Source organism: Acidovorax sp. SRI_002 (assembly GCF_057586455.1).
In genome coordinates, this window is the sequence record NZ_JBYCZW010000003.1 from 409,612 (window position 1) to 427,607 (window position 17,996).

Consider the following 17,996-nt stretch of genomic DNA (forward strand, 5'->3'; position numbering starts at 1 on the left):
GGCTCAGCCGCGCTGCTGCAGCGCCCGCTCGATCCGGTCACGCCGCACCGTCGTCTTGGGCACCTTGAACGGGAACCACGTGCGTACGTCCTCTTCGAGCCCGATGCCGTGCATGTAGTTGTAGATGGCCTTCTTGAGCGCGCCGCCCAGCGCGTCGTGGTCGACGCCCGTGGGGTCGATGAAGGCCACGTCGTTCTTGGCGAAGTCGCCCGGGGGCAGGGGCGCCAGCGTGACGCCGTATTCCTCGGGGTTTTTGCCGACGGGCGAGTGCACGGTGCAGGCAAAGCGGTGGAAGAACCCGCTCTGGATGCAGCCGTTGGCGAACAGCTGGCGCACGTATTCGAGCGCGTCCACGGTGTCCTGCACGGTCTGCGTGGGAAAGCCGTACATCAGGTACGCATGCACCAGGATGCCCGCGTCGGTGAACGCCCGCGTCACGCGAGCCACTTGGTCGACCGACACGCCTTTTTTCATCAGCGTGAGCAGCCGGTCTGACGCCACTTCGAGCCCGCCCGAGATCGCGATGCAGCCGCTGTCGGCCATCAGCTCGGCCAGGTCGGGCGTGAAGGTTTTTTCAAACCGCACATTGCCCCACCAGCTGATGCCTGCGTTGCGCGCGATCAGCTCGGTGGCCAGTGCCTTGAGCGCCTTGGGCGGTGCGGCCTCGTCCACGAAATGAAAGCCGGTCTGCCCCGTCTCGCGCACGATCTGCTCGATGCGGTCGGCCAGCACGGCGGCGCTGGCGCCCTCGTAGCGGCTGATGTAGTCCAGGCTCACGTCGCAAAAGCTGCACTTCTTCCAGTAGCAGCCATGCGCCACGGTGAGCTTGTTCCAGCGCCCATCGCTCCACAGGCGGTGCATGGGGTTGAGCATGTCCAGGAGCGATAGATAGCGGTCCAGCGGCAGGCCGTCCCAGGTGGGCGTTCCCACCTCGGCAAAGGCGATGTCGGCTTCCATCATGTTGATGTACTGCACCGCGCCATCGCCGCCTTCTCCATCATTGCGCACAAAGGTCCGCACCAATCGCTGGCGGCTGCGCTCGCCGCGCAGGTGCTCCAGCAGCGCCAGCAGCGGGCGCTCGCCCGCGTCCAGCGTCACGTAATCAAAGAAGTCGAACACACGCGGGTCGGCCAGTTCGCGCAGCTCGGTGTTCACAAAGCCGCCGCCCAGCACGGTGGCGATGTGTGGGTAGCGCGCCTTGATGGCCTGGGCGATGCGGAACGCCGCATACACGGACCCCGGGAACGGCACGGACAGCAGCACCACGGTGGGCTGGTGCTTGGCAATCGCTTCGTGCGTGAGCTGCTCCAGCAGCGCGTCCACCAGCGTGGGCGGCGCAGCGAGTGCTTGGGCCAGCGGGTCAAACGTGGGCTGGCTGCCCGCCAGTGATTCGGCGTAGCGCACGAACTCAAAGCGCTCGTCCACCGCGTCGCGCAGCACGTCGGCCAGGTCGTTCAGGTACAGCGTGGCCAGGTGCTTGGCCTTGTCCGTCAGGCCGAGCGCGCCAAAAGCCCAGCCCAGCGGGTCGCCGCCTTCGTCATCCACATACACATCCAGTGTGGCAAAGCGCGGGCCCTCGGGCAGGTAGTTCCGTCCCACGATGCGGTGCGCCAGCGTGCTGTCGCGGCCTTGCAAGAAGGCAATGGCGGGGCCGATGGTGACGAGGTAGCGGTCCTTTTGCGCCGCAAAACTTTGCACGGCGGGGCTCTGCTTTTTGGCGGGCAGCGCATCCACCTGGGCGGCCACCGCGCGCAGCCCTTCGGGCGAGAGCAGGCGCAGCACCAGCGCCAATGCCAGGTCTTCCTGGAACGCCGTCACCCCCCGCGAACGCAGAAAGCCCGTGAGGTAGGCGGTGGAGGGGTATGGCGTGTTCAGCTGCGTCATCGGGGGGATGACGGAGAGGACGCGCGGGGCGGGTGAGGCGGGGGCGACGGCAGACATGGTGGAAACAGGCAATGGGGCGATGCGGTGCCGCCGCAGGGGTCGTGGAACCCCCGATTATCCCGGCCCGGCTTTATCCCTGGTGGGCGGGGGGCGCCGGGGGCACCGCAGCCGCGTGGGGTTTGCCACAGGTCATCCCTGGTAGTTGTTCTTCACCCGCACATAGTGCTCGGCTGAATATTTCAGGTACGCAATCTCTGCATCGGTGAGCGCGCGCTGGCGCACCGCCGGGCGGCCGATGTAGAGGTACCCGCTCTCCAGCACCTTGCCGGGCGAGACCAGGCTGCCCGCGCCCAGCATCACGCGGTCTTCGATGATGGCGTCATCCATCACGATGGAGCCCATGCCGATGAGGCATTCGTTGCCGATGCGGCAGCCGTGCAGGATCACCGAATGGCCCACCGTGACGTAGTCGCCGATGACCAGCGGCGAGCCTTCGGGCTTGCTGGGGTTGCGGTGCGACACATGGCCCATGGTCAGGTCCTGCACGTTGCTGCACACGCCCACGGTGATGCGGTTCACATCGCCGCGCAGCACGGCGTTGCACCACACCGAGCTGTCGCGGCCCAGCGTGACGTCGCCGATGACCTGGGCAGAGTCGTGGATGAAAACGCCGGTGTCCAGGACCGGGGCGGTGTCGAGGTAGGGAGCGAGGGGCATCTTGGTGTCAGGCTGCGTGGAAAGAACGGGCGAGCGTAGTGCAAATTGCACCTCACGCTGGTTTGCTGGCCAGGGTGGTGGTGTGGGTCAGCGCGCTGGGGCGCGGCGAGGGGCAGGTTTCGCAGAGGTTGCAACAGGGGCTGCCGCTGCCTTGCCCGTGCTTCCAGCCTGGGATTTTTTTACGGGGGCCTTGGCCTCATGGGTGGGTGCAGCGTAGAACCCCAGGAACATGTCCACCGCATCTCCCACTACTTGCGCTTGCTGTGCGGCGCTCAAGGGTGGCTGGCCCATGGCCAGCTGGGGCCAGAACGCAAATGCCTTGACCATGCCCTGCAGTTGCTGCGCGGCGTAGGGAACATCCATGGTGGCGCGCAGGCGGCCATCTTGCTGGGCCGCGCGCAACCAGCGCGGCAGGCCCTCTTCCTTGGCCGAGAGCTTGGCGGTGATGCCGCGCGCGCGCTCGGGGGTGTGCATCATGTCGGCCATGGCCACGCGGCTCAGGTCGATGAAGCTCGCGTCGTTGAGCAGGCGCATCTTTTGCGCCAGCAGCTCCAGCAGCTGGTCGCGCAGCGGGCGCGTGGGGGTGTAGGCCAGTTCGTCGGGTGACTGGCTGCGCTCCCACATCAGCAGCAGGATGGCTTCGAACAGTTCTTCCTTGCTTGGGAAGTGGTTGTACACCGTGCGTTTGGACACATCCGCCGCTGCGGCCACGCGGTCCATGCTGGTGCCGTTGAAGCCGTGTTCGCGGAACTCGCCGATGGCGGCCTGCACGATGGCATCGCGCTTGCGGTCGGTCAGGCGAGGGGTGGGCTGGGAGGCGATCATGCGCAAATTTTACACCGGGTAGTTTACTTTTCTAAAAAGTGAACTACACTGTGCAGTGTAATTTCTATGTCGCAGATCTGGTGTCACTCTCCATCGTCCCCTGCCGCCGTCTGCTCCCGGCACTTTGTGTCGCCTTCGTTGTACTGATCGCCATGGCCTACAGCCTCTTTTCCCGCGCCGCCCAGCCGGTGGCCGCCTATGAACAGTCGCCGCAGTTTGCGGGTGGCAAATTTCGCAACGTGGCACCCCGCCATGCGCTGGGCGCCCTCAAGACGCTGGAGGTGATGTGGCGCTTTGCCACCGGTAAGCCCGACGACTCGGTTCCGCGCCAGCCCGTGCCGGTGTACGCGGTGATGCGGTCAGACCTGCTGGCCGCGCCCGACCTGAGCCTGTGGCGCCTGGGCCACTCCACCATGCTGCTCAAGATCAATGGCCAGTTCTGGCTGACCGACCCGGTGTTTTCCGAGCGTGCCTCGCCGTTCCAGTTCATGGGGCCAAAGCGCTTTCATGCACCGCCTATCACCATCGACGAGCTGCCGCCCATCACGGGCGTGGTCCTGTCGCACGACCATTACGACCACCTGGACTACGCCGCCATCCAGAAGCTGGCGCCCAAGGTCGAGCACTTCATCACGCCGCTGGGCGTGGGTGACCGACTCATCAGCTGGGGCGTGCCTGCAGCCAAGGTACAGCAGTTCGACTGGTGGCAGGGCACCACCATTGGCGGGCTGCAGCTGGTGGCCACGCCTGCGCAGCATTTCTCGGGCCGGGGCCTGTCGGACGGCAACAGCACGCTGTGGGCCTCGTGGGTGCTGATCGCGGGTCAAGGCGCTGACCAAGTCCGCGTCTTCTTCAGTGGCGACACGGGCTACTTTGACGGCTTCAAGGCCATCGGCGAGCGGTTCGGCCCGTTCGATCTGACGCTGATCGAAACGGGCGCCTACAACGCCGACTGGCCCGACATCCACATGCACCCCGAGGAGAGCCTGCAGGCCCATCTGGACGTGAAGGGGCGCCATCTGTTCCCCATCCACAACGGCACGTTCGACCTGTCGCTGCACCCCTGGGTGGAGCCGTTCGAGCGCATCACCGCGCTCGCGGCGGCAGCGCAGGTGCCGCTGGTGGCGCCCATCATGGGCGAGCGGCTGGACATCCGAGCGCCCGCACCGTCCACGCACTGGTGGCGCAAGGTGGAGCCGCAGGCCGAGGCCACGGCAGTGGACCGAAGCGTGGCCCTGGCCCCGCAGCCCGGCGCGTGGTGATTTACCGCATGCGCGCCAGCCCGCCCACCACGCGCGCGGCGGCCACGATCTCGGCTTCGCTATAGCCTGCATACCCCAACAGCCAGCCACGCCGCGTGGACTGCATCGCATAGCGCGATAGTGGCGCCAGCATCACCCCGGCGGTGAGCGCCTTGCGGCTCAGGGTCTCGTCGTCACTGCCTGGGGCGGCTTCGTACAGCAGGTGCATGCCCCGGTCGCTGGGCGCCAGCTGAAGGGCTCCGCCGCTCGCCTCGGCCAGCGCGTCAACCAGCACCCGCTGGCGCGCCTGGTACAGCTCGCGCATCTGCCGCAGGTGGCGCAGCAGGTGGCCTTCGGCAATGAAGCGCGCCAGCACCGCCTGGGTGTCGCCCGGTGCATGCCGGTCGGTGATGGCGCGGGCCATGGCAAAGGCCTCCACCAGTGCGGGCGGCACCACCACAAAACCCAGGCGCAGGCCGGGGTGCAGTGTCTTGCTGAAGGTGCCCACGTACAACACGCGCTCCGAGCCCGGCAGGCTGCACAGGGCGGGTACGCGCTGGGCAGCGCCGCCGTACTGAAACTCGCCGTCGTAGTCGTCTTCCACCACCCAGGCGTCGTGCGTGCGCGCCCATTGCAACAGGGCCTGCCGCCGGGCCAGGCCCATGCACACGCCGGTGGGGAACTGGTGCGTGGGCGTGACCACCGCCATGCGCGCGCCGGGCCACTGGGCCGCACCCTCGTCGATGCGAAGGCCCTGCGCATCCAGCGCCACAGGCCGCGCCAGCACGCCGTGGCCCAGCAGGCTGGCGCGGATGCCTGGGTAGCCAGGGTCTTCCACCAGCACCTCATCGCCCACGTCCAGCAGCAGCCGCGCGATCAGGTCGATGCCCTGCTGCGAGCCCGAGCACACTACCACCTGCGCCGCATCGCAGCGGATGCCGCGCGACGCCCACAGCCACAGTGCCACGGCCTGGCGCAGTTCGGGGTCGCCCGCAGGGTCCAGGTACTGTGCGCGTGCGCTGCGCTGGCCGGGGCGGGCCTGGCGTGCCAGGCGGTCCCACAGGGCAAACGGAAACGTGTCCACTTCGGGCGCGCCGATGCGGAATGCGCGTGCCGCCACATGCGGCGGGCGCCAGCGGGCAGCCGTCTCGGCAATGAGCTGCCCGCGCCGCGAGAGCCCACGCGGCGGCGCCACCAGCCCTTGCGGAGGCGGTGCGCCTGCGGCCTGCGAGACATAGGTGCCGTCGCCGACACGCGCCTCCACATACCCTTCGGCCTGCAGGCGCTGCACGGCCCACAGCACGGTGTTGCGTGACACGCCCAGGCTGGCTGCGTGCTCGCGCGACGGCGGCAGGCGCGTGCCCGCCGGCAGGCGGCCCTGTTCGATGGCGCTGCGCAGCTGTTCGTACACCTGCTGGCGCAACTGGCCCAGGCGCCCGTCCCGGGGGGCTGTGGTCTTGGGATTGGCTCCGGCAACTGGCATGAATTGGCCCCTTGGTTGTGGTGATGCAACCATAAACTGAAGAGCCATTTTAGAAATCCCGGGCTTGTGTTTCCTCCAAGGCCCGGCCACCGCAAGAAAGACCTATCCATGGCCGAGCACACCGCCACTATCACCTGGTCCCGTGGCAACGATGACTTTCTGGACAAGCGCTACCACCGCACCCACACCTGGCAGTTCGATGGCGGCGCCACCGTGGCCGCGTCGTCGTCACCCCATGTCGTGCCGCTGCCGTATTCCGACGCGGCAGCGGTGGACCCGGAAGAAGCCTACGTCGCGGCCCTGTCGAGCTGCCACATGCTGTGGTTCATGGACTTCGCCAGCCGCGCGGGCTATCGGCTCAACAGCTACGCCGACGCCGCCGTGGGCACCATGGCCAAGAACGCGCAGGGGCAGCTTGTCGTCACCCACGTGCAGTTGCGCCCCGTCACGCGCTTTGATGGGGCCCACGCGCCCAGCGCTGCCCAGCTGGACGACCTGCACCACCGCGCCCACACATCGTGCTTTCTGGCCAACTCGGTCAAGACGCAGATCGACTGCGCGCCCGTGCTCGAAGTGGATGGAGCCTGACATGACCATTGCCAACCGCCAGTTTCAAGTCACCGACCCGGCCGCGCAGCAGGGACTGGTGCAGGCCCAGCCCCTGGCCACCCTGGTCGTGTCGCACGAGGGCACGCTGCACGTGAACCATGTGCCTTTGTATCTGGACCCCTCGCGCGGACCGCACGGCACGCTGGTGGGCCATGTGGGGCGCGGCAACGGCGTGTGGCCGCTGCTGCCGCAGCAGGCCGTGGCCGTGTTCCACGGCCCCCAGGCCTATGTGTCGCCCTCGTGGTATCCGTCCAAGGCCATCGACGGCAAGCAGGTGCCCACCTGGAACTACGCCACCGTGCACGCCCACGGCACGCTCAGCGCGGTGGACGATCCAGTGCAGTTGCGCGCCATCCTGCACATTCTGAGCGAGCGGCACGAGGCGCACCGCCCCGACCCTTGGCGCATTGACGATGCCCCGCCCGACTACATCGACAAGCTGCTGGGCGCCATCGTGGGCATCGAGCTGGCGGTGGAGCGTTGGGAAGGCGTCTGGAAGGTGAGCCAGAACCGCACCGACACCGACCGCGCGGGCGTGGTGCAGGGCCTGATGGCCGAGGGCACATCTGCAGCACAAGACATGGCCGCGCTGGTGCGGGTGGCTTGATGCCTTGAGTACACGCAAGCATCAAAATTGATAGCTTGTGGCGCTTGATAGATAAGCGCTAGAGCCTGTTTTGACCATATTTTTTAGGTGGCTGAAATCGTTCATCACTGTTCGGGCTGAGCCTGGCGAAGCCGTGCGCGGCGCTTCGACAGCCTCAGTGTGAACGGGTTATGGACGAATCATCCCTCCAGCAGCTCCACCCGCAGCGCCACCACTGGCCCGGCCACCGCAGGGTGGGCGGCCAGTGCGTGCACGGCCAGGTCTACCGTGGCTTGGGCAACGGCATCGGTCAGCACCAGCACTTGGGGCTCGCTGCCCGTGGGCAGCGCTTTGTCGCAGGCCAGCTCCACACGCTGCACGGGCACGTGCTGCGCCGCCAGCCAGGCAGCCACGGCTTCGATCTGCTGGGCGCTGTGCACAGGCACGCGCAGGTAGTGGCGGGTGTGCACGGCTGCGCGGGGCAGCACGGCCAGTTGCTCGTCCACGGCCTCGGGATGAAACCCCAGGTGCGGCACGCGCTGCTGTGCACGGGTGCCATCCAGGCGCGCCACGTCCACCAGGTCGGCAATCACGGCCGATGCGGTTTGCTCGGACCCCGCACCCGCGCCGTAGAACATCGTCACACCCGACGCATCGCCCTTGACCATCACCGCGTTCATCGAGCCGTTCACTTGCGCCAGCAAATGTGCGGCAGGCACCAGCGCAGGTTGCACGCGCAGCTCCACGCCGTCCACATCGCTCTCTTTGCGCCGCTTGGCCACGCCCAGCAGCTTGATGCGAAAGCCCAGTTGCTCGGCGCAGGCCACGTCCAGCCCCTGCAAGCGGGTGATGCCCTCCACCTGCGCATCGGCAAAGCGCACCGGCATGCCGAACGCATTGGCCGCCAGCAGCGAGATCTTGTGCGCAGCGTCGACGCCCTCGATGTCAAACGTCGGATCGGCCTCGGCATAGCCCAGCGCCTGGGCCTGCGCCAGCGCTTCGGCAAAGCCAACACCCTCATCGCGCATCTTGCTCAGGATGAAGTTGGTGGTGCCGTTGATGATGCCCGCCACCCATTCGATGCGGTTGGCCGTGAGGCCCTCGCGCAGCGCCTTCACGATGGGGATGCTCACCGCCACCGCGCCTTCATAGGCCACGGCCACGCCGTGCTGGCGGGCGGCGGCAAAGATATCGTTGCCGTGCGTGGCCAGCAGCGCCTTGTTGGCCGTGACCACATGCTTGCCCGCGCGGATGGCGGCCAACACCCAGTCGCGCGCAGGGCCGGTGCCGCCAGCGGCTTCCACCAGCACATCCACATCGGGGTGTGTGGCCACCTGCATGGGGTCGTTGGTCAGGGCCACATCTTTGCCCACCACGCTCATGGCGCGGGCGAGGCTGCGGGCGCATACCACCACCAGCTTGATGTCCCGCCCTGCGCGGCCTGCGATGAGCGCCTGGTTGCGTGCCAGCACGCGAAAGGTGCCCGCGCCCACGGTACCAATGCCGATCATGCCCACACGCAGGGGGCGCATGGCCGCAGTGGGCGACTGCAACGACGGGGCTTCGAGGGACTGGACGGGATCTCGGTACATGGACTTCTCCGGCTAACGAACGAACAAACAAAAAAACCCAGCTGCCAGAGCTGGGTTTCGTGCATTCGTCTTGGGGGAGAAGAGAGCGATCACCAGGTGGCTGCCGAAACGGCCACCTGCGCGTGCTCAGGTGGCCGCGGTGGTAATGGTGGTAATCATTCGTGCATCCAGTGCCCGCTGTTCACCATTGGCCCGCGTGAGTGCGGGCGGCATCATGCCCATGCCTTGGAAGGCAGCGGCGCGTGCGGTGAAGGGGATGGAGGTGTACGACATGAAGGGCGCAGTGTACCGGATGCGTGCCGGGGCCCGTCAACCCGTTTCTGTGGGCCTGTGGCGCGAAGGACTCACCGACCTTCGGTGGCTGCCACGCGCACCATGCGGATCGCATCGAACGGGCAGCGCACCGCACACAGCGCGCACCCGGTGCAGCCCGGCGCATCGTGCAGGGTGGAACACTTGGGACCCCAGGGCCCCGTGCCTTGCACCTGCAGCGACAGCACATGCGGCGGGCACACCGCAATGCACCAGCCGCAGCCGGTGCAGCGCTGGGGGTCGATGGTGGGCAGTGCCTTGGGGGGGGTCGTGGTCATGTGGTGCGGTGCTGCTGGCAGTGTGCCCCTGGAGCGGGCTCCCCACAAGGAGCGCGCTACAGTGCCCCTCATGAACGCAGAACCCCACTCCACCATCACCCGCCATCTGTTGATCACCGGCCATGTGCAGGGCGTGGGCTACCGCTGGTCCATGGTGCAGGCCGCCGAACGCCTGGGCGTAAAGGGCTGGGTGCGCAACCGCCAGGATGGCCGCGTGGAGGCCTGCGCATGGGGCACCGAGCAGGCCGTGCTGGCCCTCATCGACTGGGCGCAGCAGGGGCCTGTGCATGCGCGGGTGGAACGTGTGGTGGTGGGCAATGTGCCCGATGGTGGCGAGGCCCCGCAGGGGTTTGTGCAGCGAGAGACGCTGTAGCTGCGCCGCTGCTATGGGCGCAGGCCCAGTTGCCTCAGCAACTCCATCGCCCCCGCAGGCGCTCGCTCTTTCGCGCCGTTGATGAAGTAGACGAACACATCGCGCGGCCGCTCGCCGCCGGTCCAGGTGCGCACGCCATCGGCCCACTGTGCAATCGCCTCGTGCGTGTAGCCGGTGGGCACATCGGCCTGGCTGCGCATCAGCCGCAGGTAGGCAAAATCGGCCTCTGCATCTGCGATGGCGGGAAACTTTTCGGAGTCCGTGTAGACAGGCACGCAGCCGTATTGGCGGGCCAGCGCCACGAACTCTGGCGTGGCAAAACTCGGGTGGCGCGCATCCAGGGCGTGGCGCAGCCGCAGGCCATCCACCTGTTGTGGCAGCAGGGCCAGAAAGGCCTCGAAGTCCCGTGGCTCAAACACCTTGGTCGGCATGAACTGCCACACGATGGGCCCGAGCTTGTGCTTGAGTTCCGAGATGCCGCTCTCCACAAACCGCGTGATCGACTCGCCTGCCTCCGCCAGCACGCGCCGGTGCGTGGCGAAACGGTTGGCCTTGAGCGAGAACAGGAAACCTTCGGGCGTTTCATCCCGCCACTTGGCGAAGGTGGGCGGCTTGAAGGTGCTGTAGTACGTGCCGTTGACCTCGATGGAGGTGAGCTGGCGGCTGGCGTACTGCAGCTCCTTGCTGTGCGCGAGGCCTGCGGGGTAGAAGTTGTCGCGCCAGGGCTCGAAGGTCCAGCCGCCGATGCCGATGCGGATGTTTTGGCTTCTGCTGCTACTGCCTGCGTTGGTGCTACCAGTGCTGTCCACGGTGTTCCCCTCATGAATCCACGGAAGGGCCACTGTAGCAGCGGCCTGCTGCGCCTGGAGAGCCCACAGAGCGGTGCTATGGCTGCGGGCCGGGCAGCTCGACCCGCGCCTCCAGCCCCGCACCATCCTCACGCGGCCCCAGCACCAGCCGGCCGCCCAGCGCCTGCGCCAGCTCGTTCGCAATGGCCAGGCCTAGCCCCGTGCCGCCTGTGCCGCGGTTGCGCGAGTCTTCCAGCCGCACATAGGGTTGGAGCACGGCGGCCAGGTCAGCTTCCGGTATGCCCGGCCCCCGGTCCAGCACGCGCAGCAGCCACTGGCCGTGATCTCCAGCCTCCAGACTCACTTCAGCCGCGCCCGCGAACTTGAGCGCGTTGTCCACCAGGTTGCACACCAGCCGGCGCAGGGCCTGCGGGCGCGAGTCGCAGGTGCCCGGGTCTGCGTGCAGCAGCGTCACGGGCAGGCCCGCATCGGCGTAGTCGAACGCAATGCTCTGCAGCAGCGCGCGCAGGTCCACGCGCTGTGGGGGCTCCTGGGCCGCCTGGGACGAGCGCGCGTAGGCGATGCCCTCTTCCACCAGCGACTGCATCTCGGCCAGGTCTGCGTGCAGCTTGCCCTGCAGCGCGGTGTCGTCCAGCAGGTCGGCGCGCAGGCGCAAGCGGGTGATGGGCGTTTGCAGATCGTGCGAGACGGCGGCCAGGATGCGCATGCGCTCCTCCAGGTGCGCCTGGATGCGCTGCTGCATGCGGTTGAAGGCCTGGGCAGCGCGCTGCACCTCGCGCGGGCCGTCCTCGGCCAGGGGCACGGCGGCGCGGTCGGCACCCAGCGCATCGGCCGCATCGGCAAGCGTGCGCAAGGGCCGCGTGGCCGCGCGTACGGCCCAGGCGCACAGGCCTACCAGCAGCGCCAGCTGTAGCGCCAGCGCGCCCAGAACCCAGGGCGAGACCTGCAACCGGGGCTCGTCCATGTCCACGGCCAGCGGCGTGCCGTCGCTCAACTGGAGCTGCAGGCGCAGCTCGGTGCCGGGCACGAGGGGGTCGACCACCCGCACCGTCTGGCCGGGGGGCAGCGTGGCGCCCACGGCGCCTGCAATCAGGCGGGCCAGGTCGGACGGGTCTTCGGGTGCGTCCAGCGGCGCGGTTAGCGCAAACCGGTAGTTGCGACGCGCCAGCCGGTCCACCCACTGCGCACGCTCCGCGGCGGGCAGGCGGTCCAGCATGGCCATGGAGCTGGCCACATCGCTCGCCAGGTACGACACCATGGCGCGGCGCATGGTCATGCTGCGCTCGGTGATCGCCAGCACGAAGGTCAGCGCATGCGCCAGCGCCAGGCCCAGTGCCAGCACCAGCAGGATGCGACCGAACAACGAGCGGGGCCACCAGCGCAGCGTCATGCGGCGGCTCCTCCCGGCGCGGGTGCGATTGCCGGTGCGGGCAACACGCCGGCGCAGAACACATAGCCCTCGTTGCGCACGGTCTTGATATAGCGTGAGCCGCGTACCCCGTCGCCCAGCCGCTGGCGCACGCGGCTGACCAAGAGGTCGATGGAGCGGTCGAACACATCGGCATCGCGACCCTGGGTGAGCTGCAGCAGCTGGTCGCGTGTGAGGATGCGCTGGGGGTGGTCCAGCAGCACGCGCAGCAGCCGGTATTCGGCGCCCGACAGCGCCACCACCGCGCCCGTGGCATCGAGCAGGTGGCGCGCCGTGGTGTCCAGCCGCCAGTCGCCGAACGCAAGGTGGCGCGCGGGCTCGGCCACCGCCAGGTTGGGCGGCAGCATGCGCGTGCGCCGCAGCACCGCGTGGATGCGCGCCAGCAGCTCGCGCGCGGCAAAGGGCTTGGTCAGGTAGTCGTCCGCGCCCAGCTCCAGGCCCAGGATGCGATCCGCCTCGTCGCTGCGCGCGGTGAGCATGATGATGGGCAGCGGCGGCGTGCCGGGGCTGCGCAGCTCGCGGCACAGCGCGATGCCGTCGGTGCCCGGCAGCATCAAGTCCAGTACCAAGAGGTCGATGCGTTGCGTGGCCAGCACCTCGCGCATCTGCCTGCCGTCGGCTGCCACGCTCACCTGCAGGCCCTGGCGCTGCAGGTACTCGGCCGCCAGCTCGCGGATGCCGGCGTCGTCATCGACGATGAGGATGTGGTCGGGCGGGGTCGTCGTCGTCATGGGCGCTGATTGTCCAGGCTTTGGCGCCTAGCGGTGAGGCCGGTACGGGCCCGCATGTATCTGAACTTGTCTGCCGGTGCCGCCGACACGCGCGCATACCAAAAGGCCTGTGCAGGACAAACCGCCGATACGTACGCTGGCTTCAATGCAGTCTTCCTGAACTTCACGAGGACTTGCCATGAAACCATCCTTCGCCCTGGCCGCCGCTGCGCTGGCCCTGGGCCTGGCGCACAACGCCAGCGCGCAAGAGGCTGCCACCCAGCCCGCCACGGCGCCGCACCCCAAGGCCCCGCTGGGCCGCTGGATCACCGAAAGCGGCAACCTGGAGGTGGAGATTGCTCCCTGCCCCACTAACGCCAATGGCACTGCCAGTGCGAACACCGGTGGCAGCAGCGGCACCAACACCCTCTGCGGCAAGGTGGTGCGCGTGCTGGCCAACCGGTCGATGAGTGCACCCGGCACCGAGATGGCCGCGGCCGACGCGCGGCCCGCGCTGGGCATGACGATGCTGTCCGGCCTGCGCGACAGCGGCAGCGGCGAGTACCAAGGCGAGATTTACAACCGCGAGAACGCCAAGACCTACCGCTCCACCCTCACCCCCGCTGAGCCCGACCAGCTGCTGGTGCGCGCGTATGTCGGTATCCCGCTGTTCGGCAAGACGCAGGTGTGGCGTCGCCCGGCCGCAGAGCGTGGGGGCGTGCAATGAGCATGGCCGCCACCTCCCCCTGGCTGGCCGTGGCCGCTGGCATGCTGACTGTGGGCGCGCCCTGCGTGCTGCCCATGTTGCCGGTGGTGCTGGGGGCGTCGGTGGCGGGCGGCCCAGCGCAGCGCACGCGTCCGCTGTTCATCGCGCTGGGGTTTGCGCTGTCGTTCGCAGCCGTGGCGCTGCTGTTCAGCAGCTTCACGCAGGTGCTGGGCTTGTCGCCCGAGGGCTTGCGCCGGTTCGCCGCCGCAATGCTGCTGGTGTTTGGCGTGCTCACGGTGTGGCCCAGGCCATTCCAGTGGCTGAGCCAACAGGCGGGTGGCGTGCTCAACCGAGCGGCCAGCCTGGGGATGGGCGCATCGGCGGGCAACTGGGGCGGGCTGCTGCTGGGTCTGAGCCTGGGTGCGGTGTGGACGCCCTGCGCCGGGCCGGTGCTGGCCTCCATCCTCGCGCTCATCGCCACGGAGCCGCCCGGGGTCAGCACGGCGGTGCTGTTGCTGGCCTATTCCACCGGCGCCGCGCTGCCCATGCTGGCCATCGCCTACGGCGGTCAGGCCGCGGCCAGTCATGTGCGCCGCATCTCGCGCCATGCACACCGCGTGCAGCAGGTTTTTGGGGTGGTGGTCATCGCCGTCGCGCTGGCCATGCTGCTGGAGGTGGATGGCCAGGTCACAGCGTGGCTGTCGCAGTTCTATCCCTCAAGTTTTGGAGGGCTGTAAGCGGCCCTCAGCAAGGAGTTTCACCATGACATCGCGCATTTCTTCACCCATCTCGTTTCAGCGCCGCACGTTCCTGGCGTCTGCAGCATCTGTGGCTGCCGCCGTAGCGGCACCCGCCCTCACCCACGCAGCAGGGCCCGCCGTCCAGGCGGCCACGCTGCCCGACTTTGGCGCGGCACCCGAGTTCACGGGCATCGAGCGCTGGCTCAACTCCGAGCCGCTCAGCCTGGCCCAGCTGCGCGGCCGCGTGGTGCTGGTGGACTTCTGGACGTATGCCTGCATCAACTGCATCCGCACGCTGCCCCACGTGAACCGTTGGGCCGAGCTGTACACGCCCCAGGGCCTCACCGTGGTGGGTGTGCACACGCCGGAGTTTCCGTTTGAGCGCACCACCAGCAACGTCGAGGTGGCCATGCGCCGCCATGGCGTGAAGCACCCCGTCGCGCAGGACAACCGCTACGGCACCTGGAAGGCCTACAGCAACCAGTACTGGCCCGCAGCCTACCTCATCGATGCGCAGGGCCGCATTCGCTACAAGCACTTCGGCGAAGGCGAATACGACCGCACCGAGGCCGTGATCCGCGCGCTGCTGGCGGCGCGGAGCTAGGCGTCTGGCTCCACCGTTCACCCATTTTTATCCCGTCATTTCTCTGCCCGCTCTCCACTCACCTTTGCAGGACTTTTGCACCATGCCGTACCCCCGCCTTCAATTTGCCCTGGTCACACTCGCCGCGGCCGCTGCCGCCCTCTGCATGGCCGCTGCCAGCCATGCGCAGGCACCGCAACTGCCACCACCGGACGCCACCTACCCCGCCACACTGCAACTGATGCAGGGCTTTCCGCCGCCGCCCGACAAGGTCGTGCGCCTGGCCAACATCCTCAAATACCCCAACGTGCGCTGGGCCGCGCACCACCTGCGCGAGCTGGGCCCCACGGCCGCCGTCTGGCGCGGCGCCGGCGCACCCAGCGCGCTACTCGCCGCAGCCCGCGCGCTGGACGATGCACTGCCGGTGCCCGACGGCAAGGGCGGCACCACCACGCTGGCTGACTGGCAAAAGGCCACCTACACCGATGGCCTGCTGGTGCTGCACCGGGGCCGTGTCGTGTACGAGCGCCACCACATCGGCATGCAGCCGCACCAGCCCCACGTGCTGTGGTCCATGAGCAAATCGCTCACCGGCCTGCTGGCCACTGAACTCATCCAGGAAGGCGTGATCGACCCGAAAGCGCTGATTCCCCGCTACCTGCCCGAGCTGGCCACCAGCGCCTGGGCCGATGCCACCGTGCAGCAGACCCTGGACATGACGACCGGCGTGCAATACGCCGAGAACTTTGCCGACCCTGCGTCCGGCGTTTTCCAGTACCTGGCCGCCGCAGGCCTGCAGCCCGCGCCGCCCGGCAGCAACGCCGCCAAAAGCATGGCCGAGTTCCTGCCCACGTTGAAGAAAGAAGGGGAGCACGGCACCGCGTTTGCGTACAAGTCGGTGGACACGGAAGTACTGGGCTGGCTGCTTCAGCGCGTGACGGGCAAGAGCTACGCCACGCTGCTGTCCGAGCGCATCTGGTCGCGCCTGGGCGCGCAGGAGGATGCCTATGTGTTTGCCGATGCGAACGGTGGCCAGTCCACCAGCGTCGGCGTGAACGCCACGCTGCGCGACTTGGGGCGCTTTGGAGAAATGCTTCGTGCCAATGGCAGCTTCAACGGCCAGCAGATCATCTCGGCCGCCACCATTGCCGAGCTGCGCAAGGGTGCCGATCCCACGAAATTCAGCAAGGCCCCCGGCACGGCCATGCGCACGGGCTACTCGTACCACAACCAGTGGTGGGTGCCGCACGATGCGGACGGTACGCTGGAAGCCAAGGGCCTGATGGGCCAGCACATCCACATCAACCCGGCGGCAGAACTGGTGGTGGTGAAGCTATCAACACACCCGGTGCCCAACACGGCCTTCACCCACGCGCTGGACCGGCAGGCGTTTGCTGCGCTGGCAGCGGCGGTGCGGGCTCGCTGAGGGTGAAGAAGAATCGGCCAAGGCGGCGCCCCCGGCGCTGCGCCTGAACCGTTAGCTACTTCACGAGCGTGGCGGTCAGCGTGATCTCTGGCACCGAGGCCAGCGCCTTCGACAGCGGGCAGTTGGCCTTGGCATCGGCCGCTAGCTTCTGAAAGGCCGCGTCGTCCATGCCCGGCACCTTGGCCGTGAGCGTGAGGGCGATGCGGTCAATCACAAAACCATCGCCTTCCTTGCTTAGCCGCACGCTGGCCGTGGTGTCGACGGTCTCGGTGGCGATGCCAGCCTTCTCGGCGGCAAAAGAAAACGCCATGGTGAAGCAGGCTGCATGGGCAGCGCCCACGATCTCCTCGGGATTGGTGCCCTTGCGGTCGTCGCCGAAGCGGCTGGCAAAGCCGTAGGGGTACTTGTCCAGTGCGCCGGTCTCGGTGCTGATCTGGCCCTGGCCGGACTTGCCGGCACCTTCCCAGTGAACGCTGGCTTTCTTTTCAGACATGGTGTGCTCCTTGTGGTGAATGGGGTGAACCGCCCATGTCACCACGCCCCGCCGCTCGGGCGTGTGGGACACCGTCGCGTCGTGCTGTCCATCTTGAACGTGCATCGTGGCGGGCATGGGTGCCCGTTGCAGCGCTAGTGTGGTGTTGCATGCTTGACGGCACATTGAAAGCCGATGGATTTTTGGTCAGGGCAAGGCGCAAGCCACAGCGACACCCGTAGGTATCGCGCGGATTTGCAACGCCGCCCTGGCCGAAAAGACCCGGTTAGAAGTGCCGGATAGCGTCCAACACCACACTAAACGTCTTCAATGAGGGGCTGGGTCCGCACCATGCGGATCGCATCAAACGGACACCGCACCGCGCACAAGGCGCACCCCGTGCAGATCGCAGCAGCAGGATAGAGCCAGGCGACCACGACAGCATTGCAGCTCAGCGCACGCAGCACCGCTGGTCGAGCGCTGCCGTGGTGGGCGGGCTGTAACCACCATCGAAGGCGGGTGCGCTGGCGATACCGTGCGTGCACGCCCCTGCAGCAGCAACAGTGCCTCCAGCATCATCCGGCACCTTCACATCCATGGACACGTCCAGGGCGTCAGCTACCGCTGGTCCATGATGCTGGCTGCCCAGCAGCGCGGTGTGCAAGTGCCGTGATGGCAGAGCCTGCGGAGCCTTGGGCAGGCCTTGTACAGAGGGACACGGTGTAGGAGCAGGGAGGTTGGTCAGCTTGCACCGTGTCGGGTGCCGCGCTGCTGCACCAACCGACGGATTGGTCTTGGTGACCGTTCAGCCCTTGCGCTGCAAGTCCCGAGCCCCATAAGCACAGTACCCAGGCTTGGGGCTCTTCTTTTGTGGGTGCAGCCGGCACGTCTCGGGCCGCTTGTCATACACCGTGCACAGCCGGGTCTTCGGGTCCAGAAAATTGCAGTCCCCGCTGGCCCGCCGCGCCATCGTGAAGATCGCGTTCTTGTGATTGAAGTGGTCAATCAACCGCGCCTTGAGCAGCCGCTTGGCAATGTGCCGCAGCTCTTCATGCTCGGCCTCGAACGGGTCTACCAGCTCAAGCCGCACCAGGTCGGGCAACAGCACTTCCAGCGGCATCGTGCAGCAGTTGGCCGCGCAGGTGTCGCACAGGCCTGCGCGGTAGCGGGTCCAGGTGTCGAGCCGGTCGACGTCAACGATGGCGATGGGATATCTCAACG

Annotated in this window: 20 protein-coding genes and 2 pseudogenes; 8 read left to right on the forward strand and 14 right to left on the reverse strand. The window is 67.6% G+C overall.

The features are described 5' to 3' along the window. Positions 1-3 precede the first annotated feature (3 nt). From AC2YJX_RS10040 to AC2YJX_RS10050, 3 genes and pseudogenes are all read right to left on the reverse strand, one after another. The gene (locus AC2YJX_RS10040; RefSeq protein ID WP_487256099.1) at positions 4-1,884 is read right to left on the reverse strand and encodes a B12-binding domain-containing radical SAM protein; all 1,881 of its coding nucleotides are present in this window, start codon (positions 1,882-1,884) and stop codon (positions 4-6) included. A gap of 189 nt (positions 1,885-2,073) precedes the next feature. Then, a complete protein-coding gene (locus AC2YJX_RS10045) occupies positions 2,074-2,601 on the reverse strand; it encodes a gamma carbonic anhydrase family protein (RefSeq protein WP_487255960.1) in 528 nt (175 codons plus the stop codon). Positions 2,602-2,811: 210 nt separating this feature from the next. Continuing rightward, positions 2,812-3,426: pseudogene (locus AC2YJX_RS10050) on the reverse strand (TetR/AcrR family transcriptional regulator); the annotation flags it as partial. A gap of 152 nt (positions 3,427-3,578) precedes the next feature. On the opposite strand from AC2YJX_RS10050, the gene AC2YJX_RS10055 reads away from it, so the two are divergent. Continuing rightward, entirely contained in the window at positions 3,579-4,688 is a 1,110-nt protein-coding gene (locus AC2YJX_RS10055; protein ID WP_487255961.1) for an MBL fold metallo-hydrolase, read from the forward strand. Position 4,689: 1 nt separating this feature from the next. On the opposite strand, the gene pdxR is transcribed toward AC2YJX_RS10055, so the two are convergent. Next, positions 4,690-6,150, reverse strand: coding sequence for a MocR-like pyridoxine biosynthesis transcription factor PdxR (gene pdxR / locus AC2YJX_RS10060; protein ID WP_487255962.1), 1,461 nt, complete (start codon positions 6,148-6,150; stop codon positions 4,690-4,692). Positions 6,151-6,258: 108 nt separating this feature from the next. Here pdxR and AC2YJX_RS10065 point away from each other — a divergent pair, with 108 nt between their 5' ends. Then, positions 6,259-6,738, forward strand: a complete 480-nt coding sequence (locus tag AC2YJX_RS10065; protein WP_218300732.1) for an OsmC family protein — start codon at positions 6,259-6,261, stop codon at positions 6,736-6,738. 1 nt (position 6,739) lies between these two features. Continuing rightward, a complete protein-coding gene (locus AC2YJX_RS10070) occupies positions 6,740-7,366 on the forward strand; it encodes an FMN-binding negative transcriptional regulator (RefSeq protein WP_228897078.1) in 627 nt (208 codons plus the stop codon). Between the two features lie 179 nt (positions 7,367-7,545). Here AC2YJX_RS10070 and AC2YJX_RS10075 read toward each other — a convergent pair whose 3' ends face one another. The 3 genes from AC2YJX_RS10075 to AC2YJX_RS10085 form a co-directional block, all read right to left on the reverse strand. After that, on the reverse strand, positions 7,546-8,937 hold the full coding sequence (locus AC2YJX_RS10075) for a homoserine dehydrogenase (protein WP_487255963.1): 1,392 nt from the start codon (positions 8,935-8,937) through the stop codon (positions 7,546-7,548). Between the two features lie 126 nt (positions 8,938-9,063). Then, complete coding sequence (locus AC2YJX_RS10080) at positions 9,064-9,210, reverse strand: hypothetical protein (protein ID WP_158603283.1); 147 nt, start codon at positions 9,208-9,210, stop codon at positions 9,064-9,066. Between the two features lie 71 nt (positions 9,211-9,281). Next, complete coding sequence (locus tag AC2YJX_RS10085; RefSeq protein ID WP_121421715.1) at positions 9,282-9,527, reverse strand: ATP-binding protein; 246 nt, start codon at positions 9,525-9,527, stop codon at positions 9,282-9,284. Positions 9,528-9,597: 70 nt separating this feature from the next. Here AC2YJX_RS10085 and AC2YJX_RS10090 point away from each other — a divergent pair, with 70 nt between their 5' ends. Further along, positions 9,598-9,900, forward strand: coding sequence for an acylphosphatase (locus AC2YJX_RS10090; protein WP_228897081.1), 303 nt, complete (start codon positions 9,598-9,600; stop codon positions 9,898-9,900). Between the two features lie 11 nt (positions 9,901-9,911). Here AC2YJX_RS10090 and AC2YJX_RS10095 read toward each other — a convergent pair whose 3' ends face one another. The 3 genes from AC2YJX_RS10095 to AC2YJX_RS10105 form a co-directional block, all read right to left on the reverse strand. Beyond that, the gene (locus tag AC2YJX_RS10095; RefSeq protein WP_487255964.1) at positions 9,912-10,709 is read right to left on the reverse strand and encodes a DUF72 domain-containing protein; all 798 of its coding nucleotides are present in this window, start codon (positions 10,707-10,709) and stop codon (positions 9,912-9,914) included. Positions 10,710-10,785: 76 nt separating this feature from the next. Further along, complete coding sequence (locus tag AC2YJX_RS10100) at positions 10,786-12,099, reverse strand: ATP-binding protein (RefSeq protein WP_487255965.1); 1,314 nt, start codon at positions 12,097-12,099, stop codon at positions 10,786-10,788. Next, a complete protein-coding gene (locus tag AC2YJX_RS10105) occupies positions 12,096-12,869 on the reverse strand; it encodes a response regulator (protein WP_487255966.1) in 774 nt (257 codons plus the stop codon). The genes AC2YJX_RS10100 and AC2YJX_RS10105 overlap by 4 nt, the downstream gene beginning before the upstream one ends. A 178-nt stretch (positions 12,870-13,047) precedes the next feature. On the opposite strand from AC2YJX_RS10105, the gene AC2YJX_RS10110 reads away from it, so the two are divergent. From AC2YJX_RS10110 to AC2YJX_RS10125, 4 genes are all read left to right on the forward strand, one after another. Next, entirely contained in the window at positions 13,048-13,575 is a 528-nt protein-coding gene (locus AC2YJX_RS10110; RefSeq protein WP_218300738.1) for a DUF2147 domain-containing protein, read from the forward strand. Positions 13,576-13,577: 2 nt separating this feature from the next. Next, positions 13,578-14,291 carry a cytochrome c biogenesis CcdA family protein gene (locus AC2YJX_RS10115; RefSeq protein ID WP_255577809.1) on the forward strand — a complete coding sequence of 238 codons (714 nt, stop codon included), beginning with the start codon at positions 13,578-13,580 and terminating at the stop codon, positions 14,289-14,291. 25 nt (positions 14,292-14,316) lie between these two features. Further along, on the forward strand, positions 14,317-14,898 hold the full coding sequence (locus AC2YJX_RS10120; protein WP_431151342.1) for a thioredoxin family protein: 582 nt from the start codon (positions 14,317-14,319) through the stop codon (positions 14,896-14,898). 82 nt (positions 14,899-14,980) lie between these two features. Next, positions 14,981-16,303: a serine hydrolase domain-containing protein gene (locus tag AC2YJX_RS10125; protein WP_487255967.1), complete on the forward strand. Its 1,323-nt coding sequence runs from the start codon at positions 14,981-14,983 to the stop codon at positions 16,301-16,303. Between the two features lie 55 nt (positions 16,304-16,358). Here AC2YJX_RS10125 and AC2YJX_RS10130 read toward each other — a convergent pair whose 3' ends face one another. The 4 genes and pseudogenes from AC2YJX_RS10130 to AC2YJX_RS10145 form a co-directional block, all read right to left on the reverse strand. Next, on the reverse strand, positions 16,359-16,796 hold the full coding sequence (locus tag AC2YJX_RS10130; RefSeq protein ID WP_055401254.1) for an OsmC family protein: 438 nt from the start codon (positions 16,794-16,796) through the stop codon (positions 16,359-16,361). Positions 16,797-17,092: 296 nt separating this feature from the next. Further along, a pseudogene (locus AC2YJX_RS10135) lies at positions 17,093-17,179 on the reverse strand (4Fe-4S binding protein); the annotation flags it as partial. Positions 17,180-17,226: 47 nt separating this feature from the next. Next, positions 17,227-17,439, reverse strand: coding sequence for a hypothetical protein (locus tag AC2YJX_RS10140; RefSeq protein ID WP_228897090.1), 213 nt, complete (start codon positions 17,437-17,439; stop codon positions 17,227-17,229). Positions 17,440-17,580: 141 nt separating this feature from the next. Continuing rightward, positions 17,581-17,994, reverse strand: coding sequence for a YkgJ family cysteine cluster protein (locus tag AC2YJX_RS10145; RefSeq protein WP_228897091.1), 414 nt, complete (start codon positions 17,992-17,994; stop codon positions 17,581-17,583). Positions 17,995-17,996: the final 2 nt, after the last annotated feature.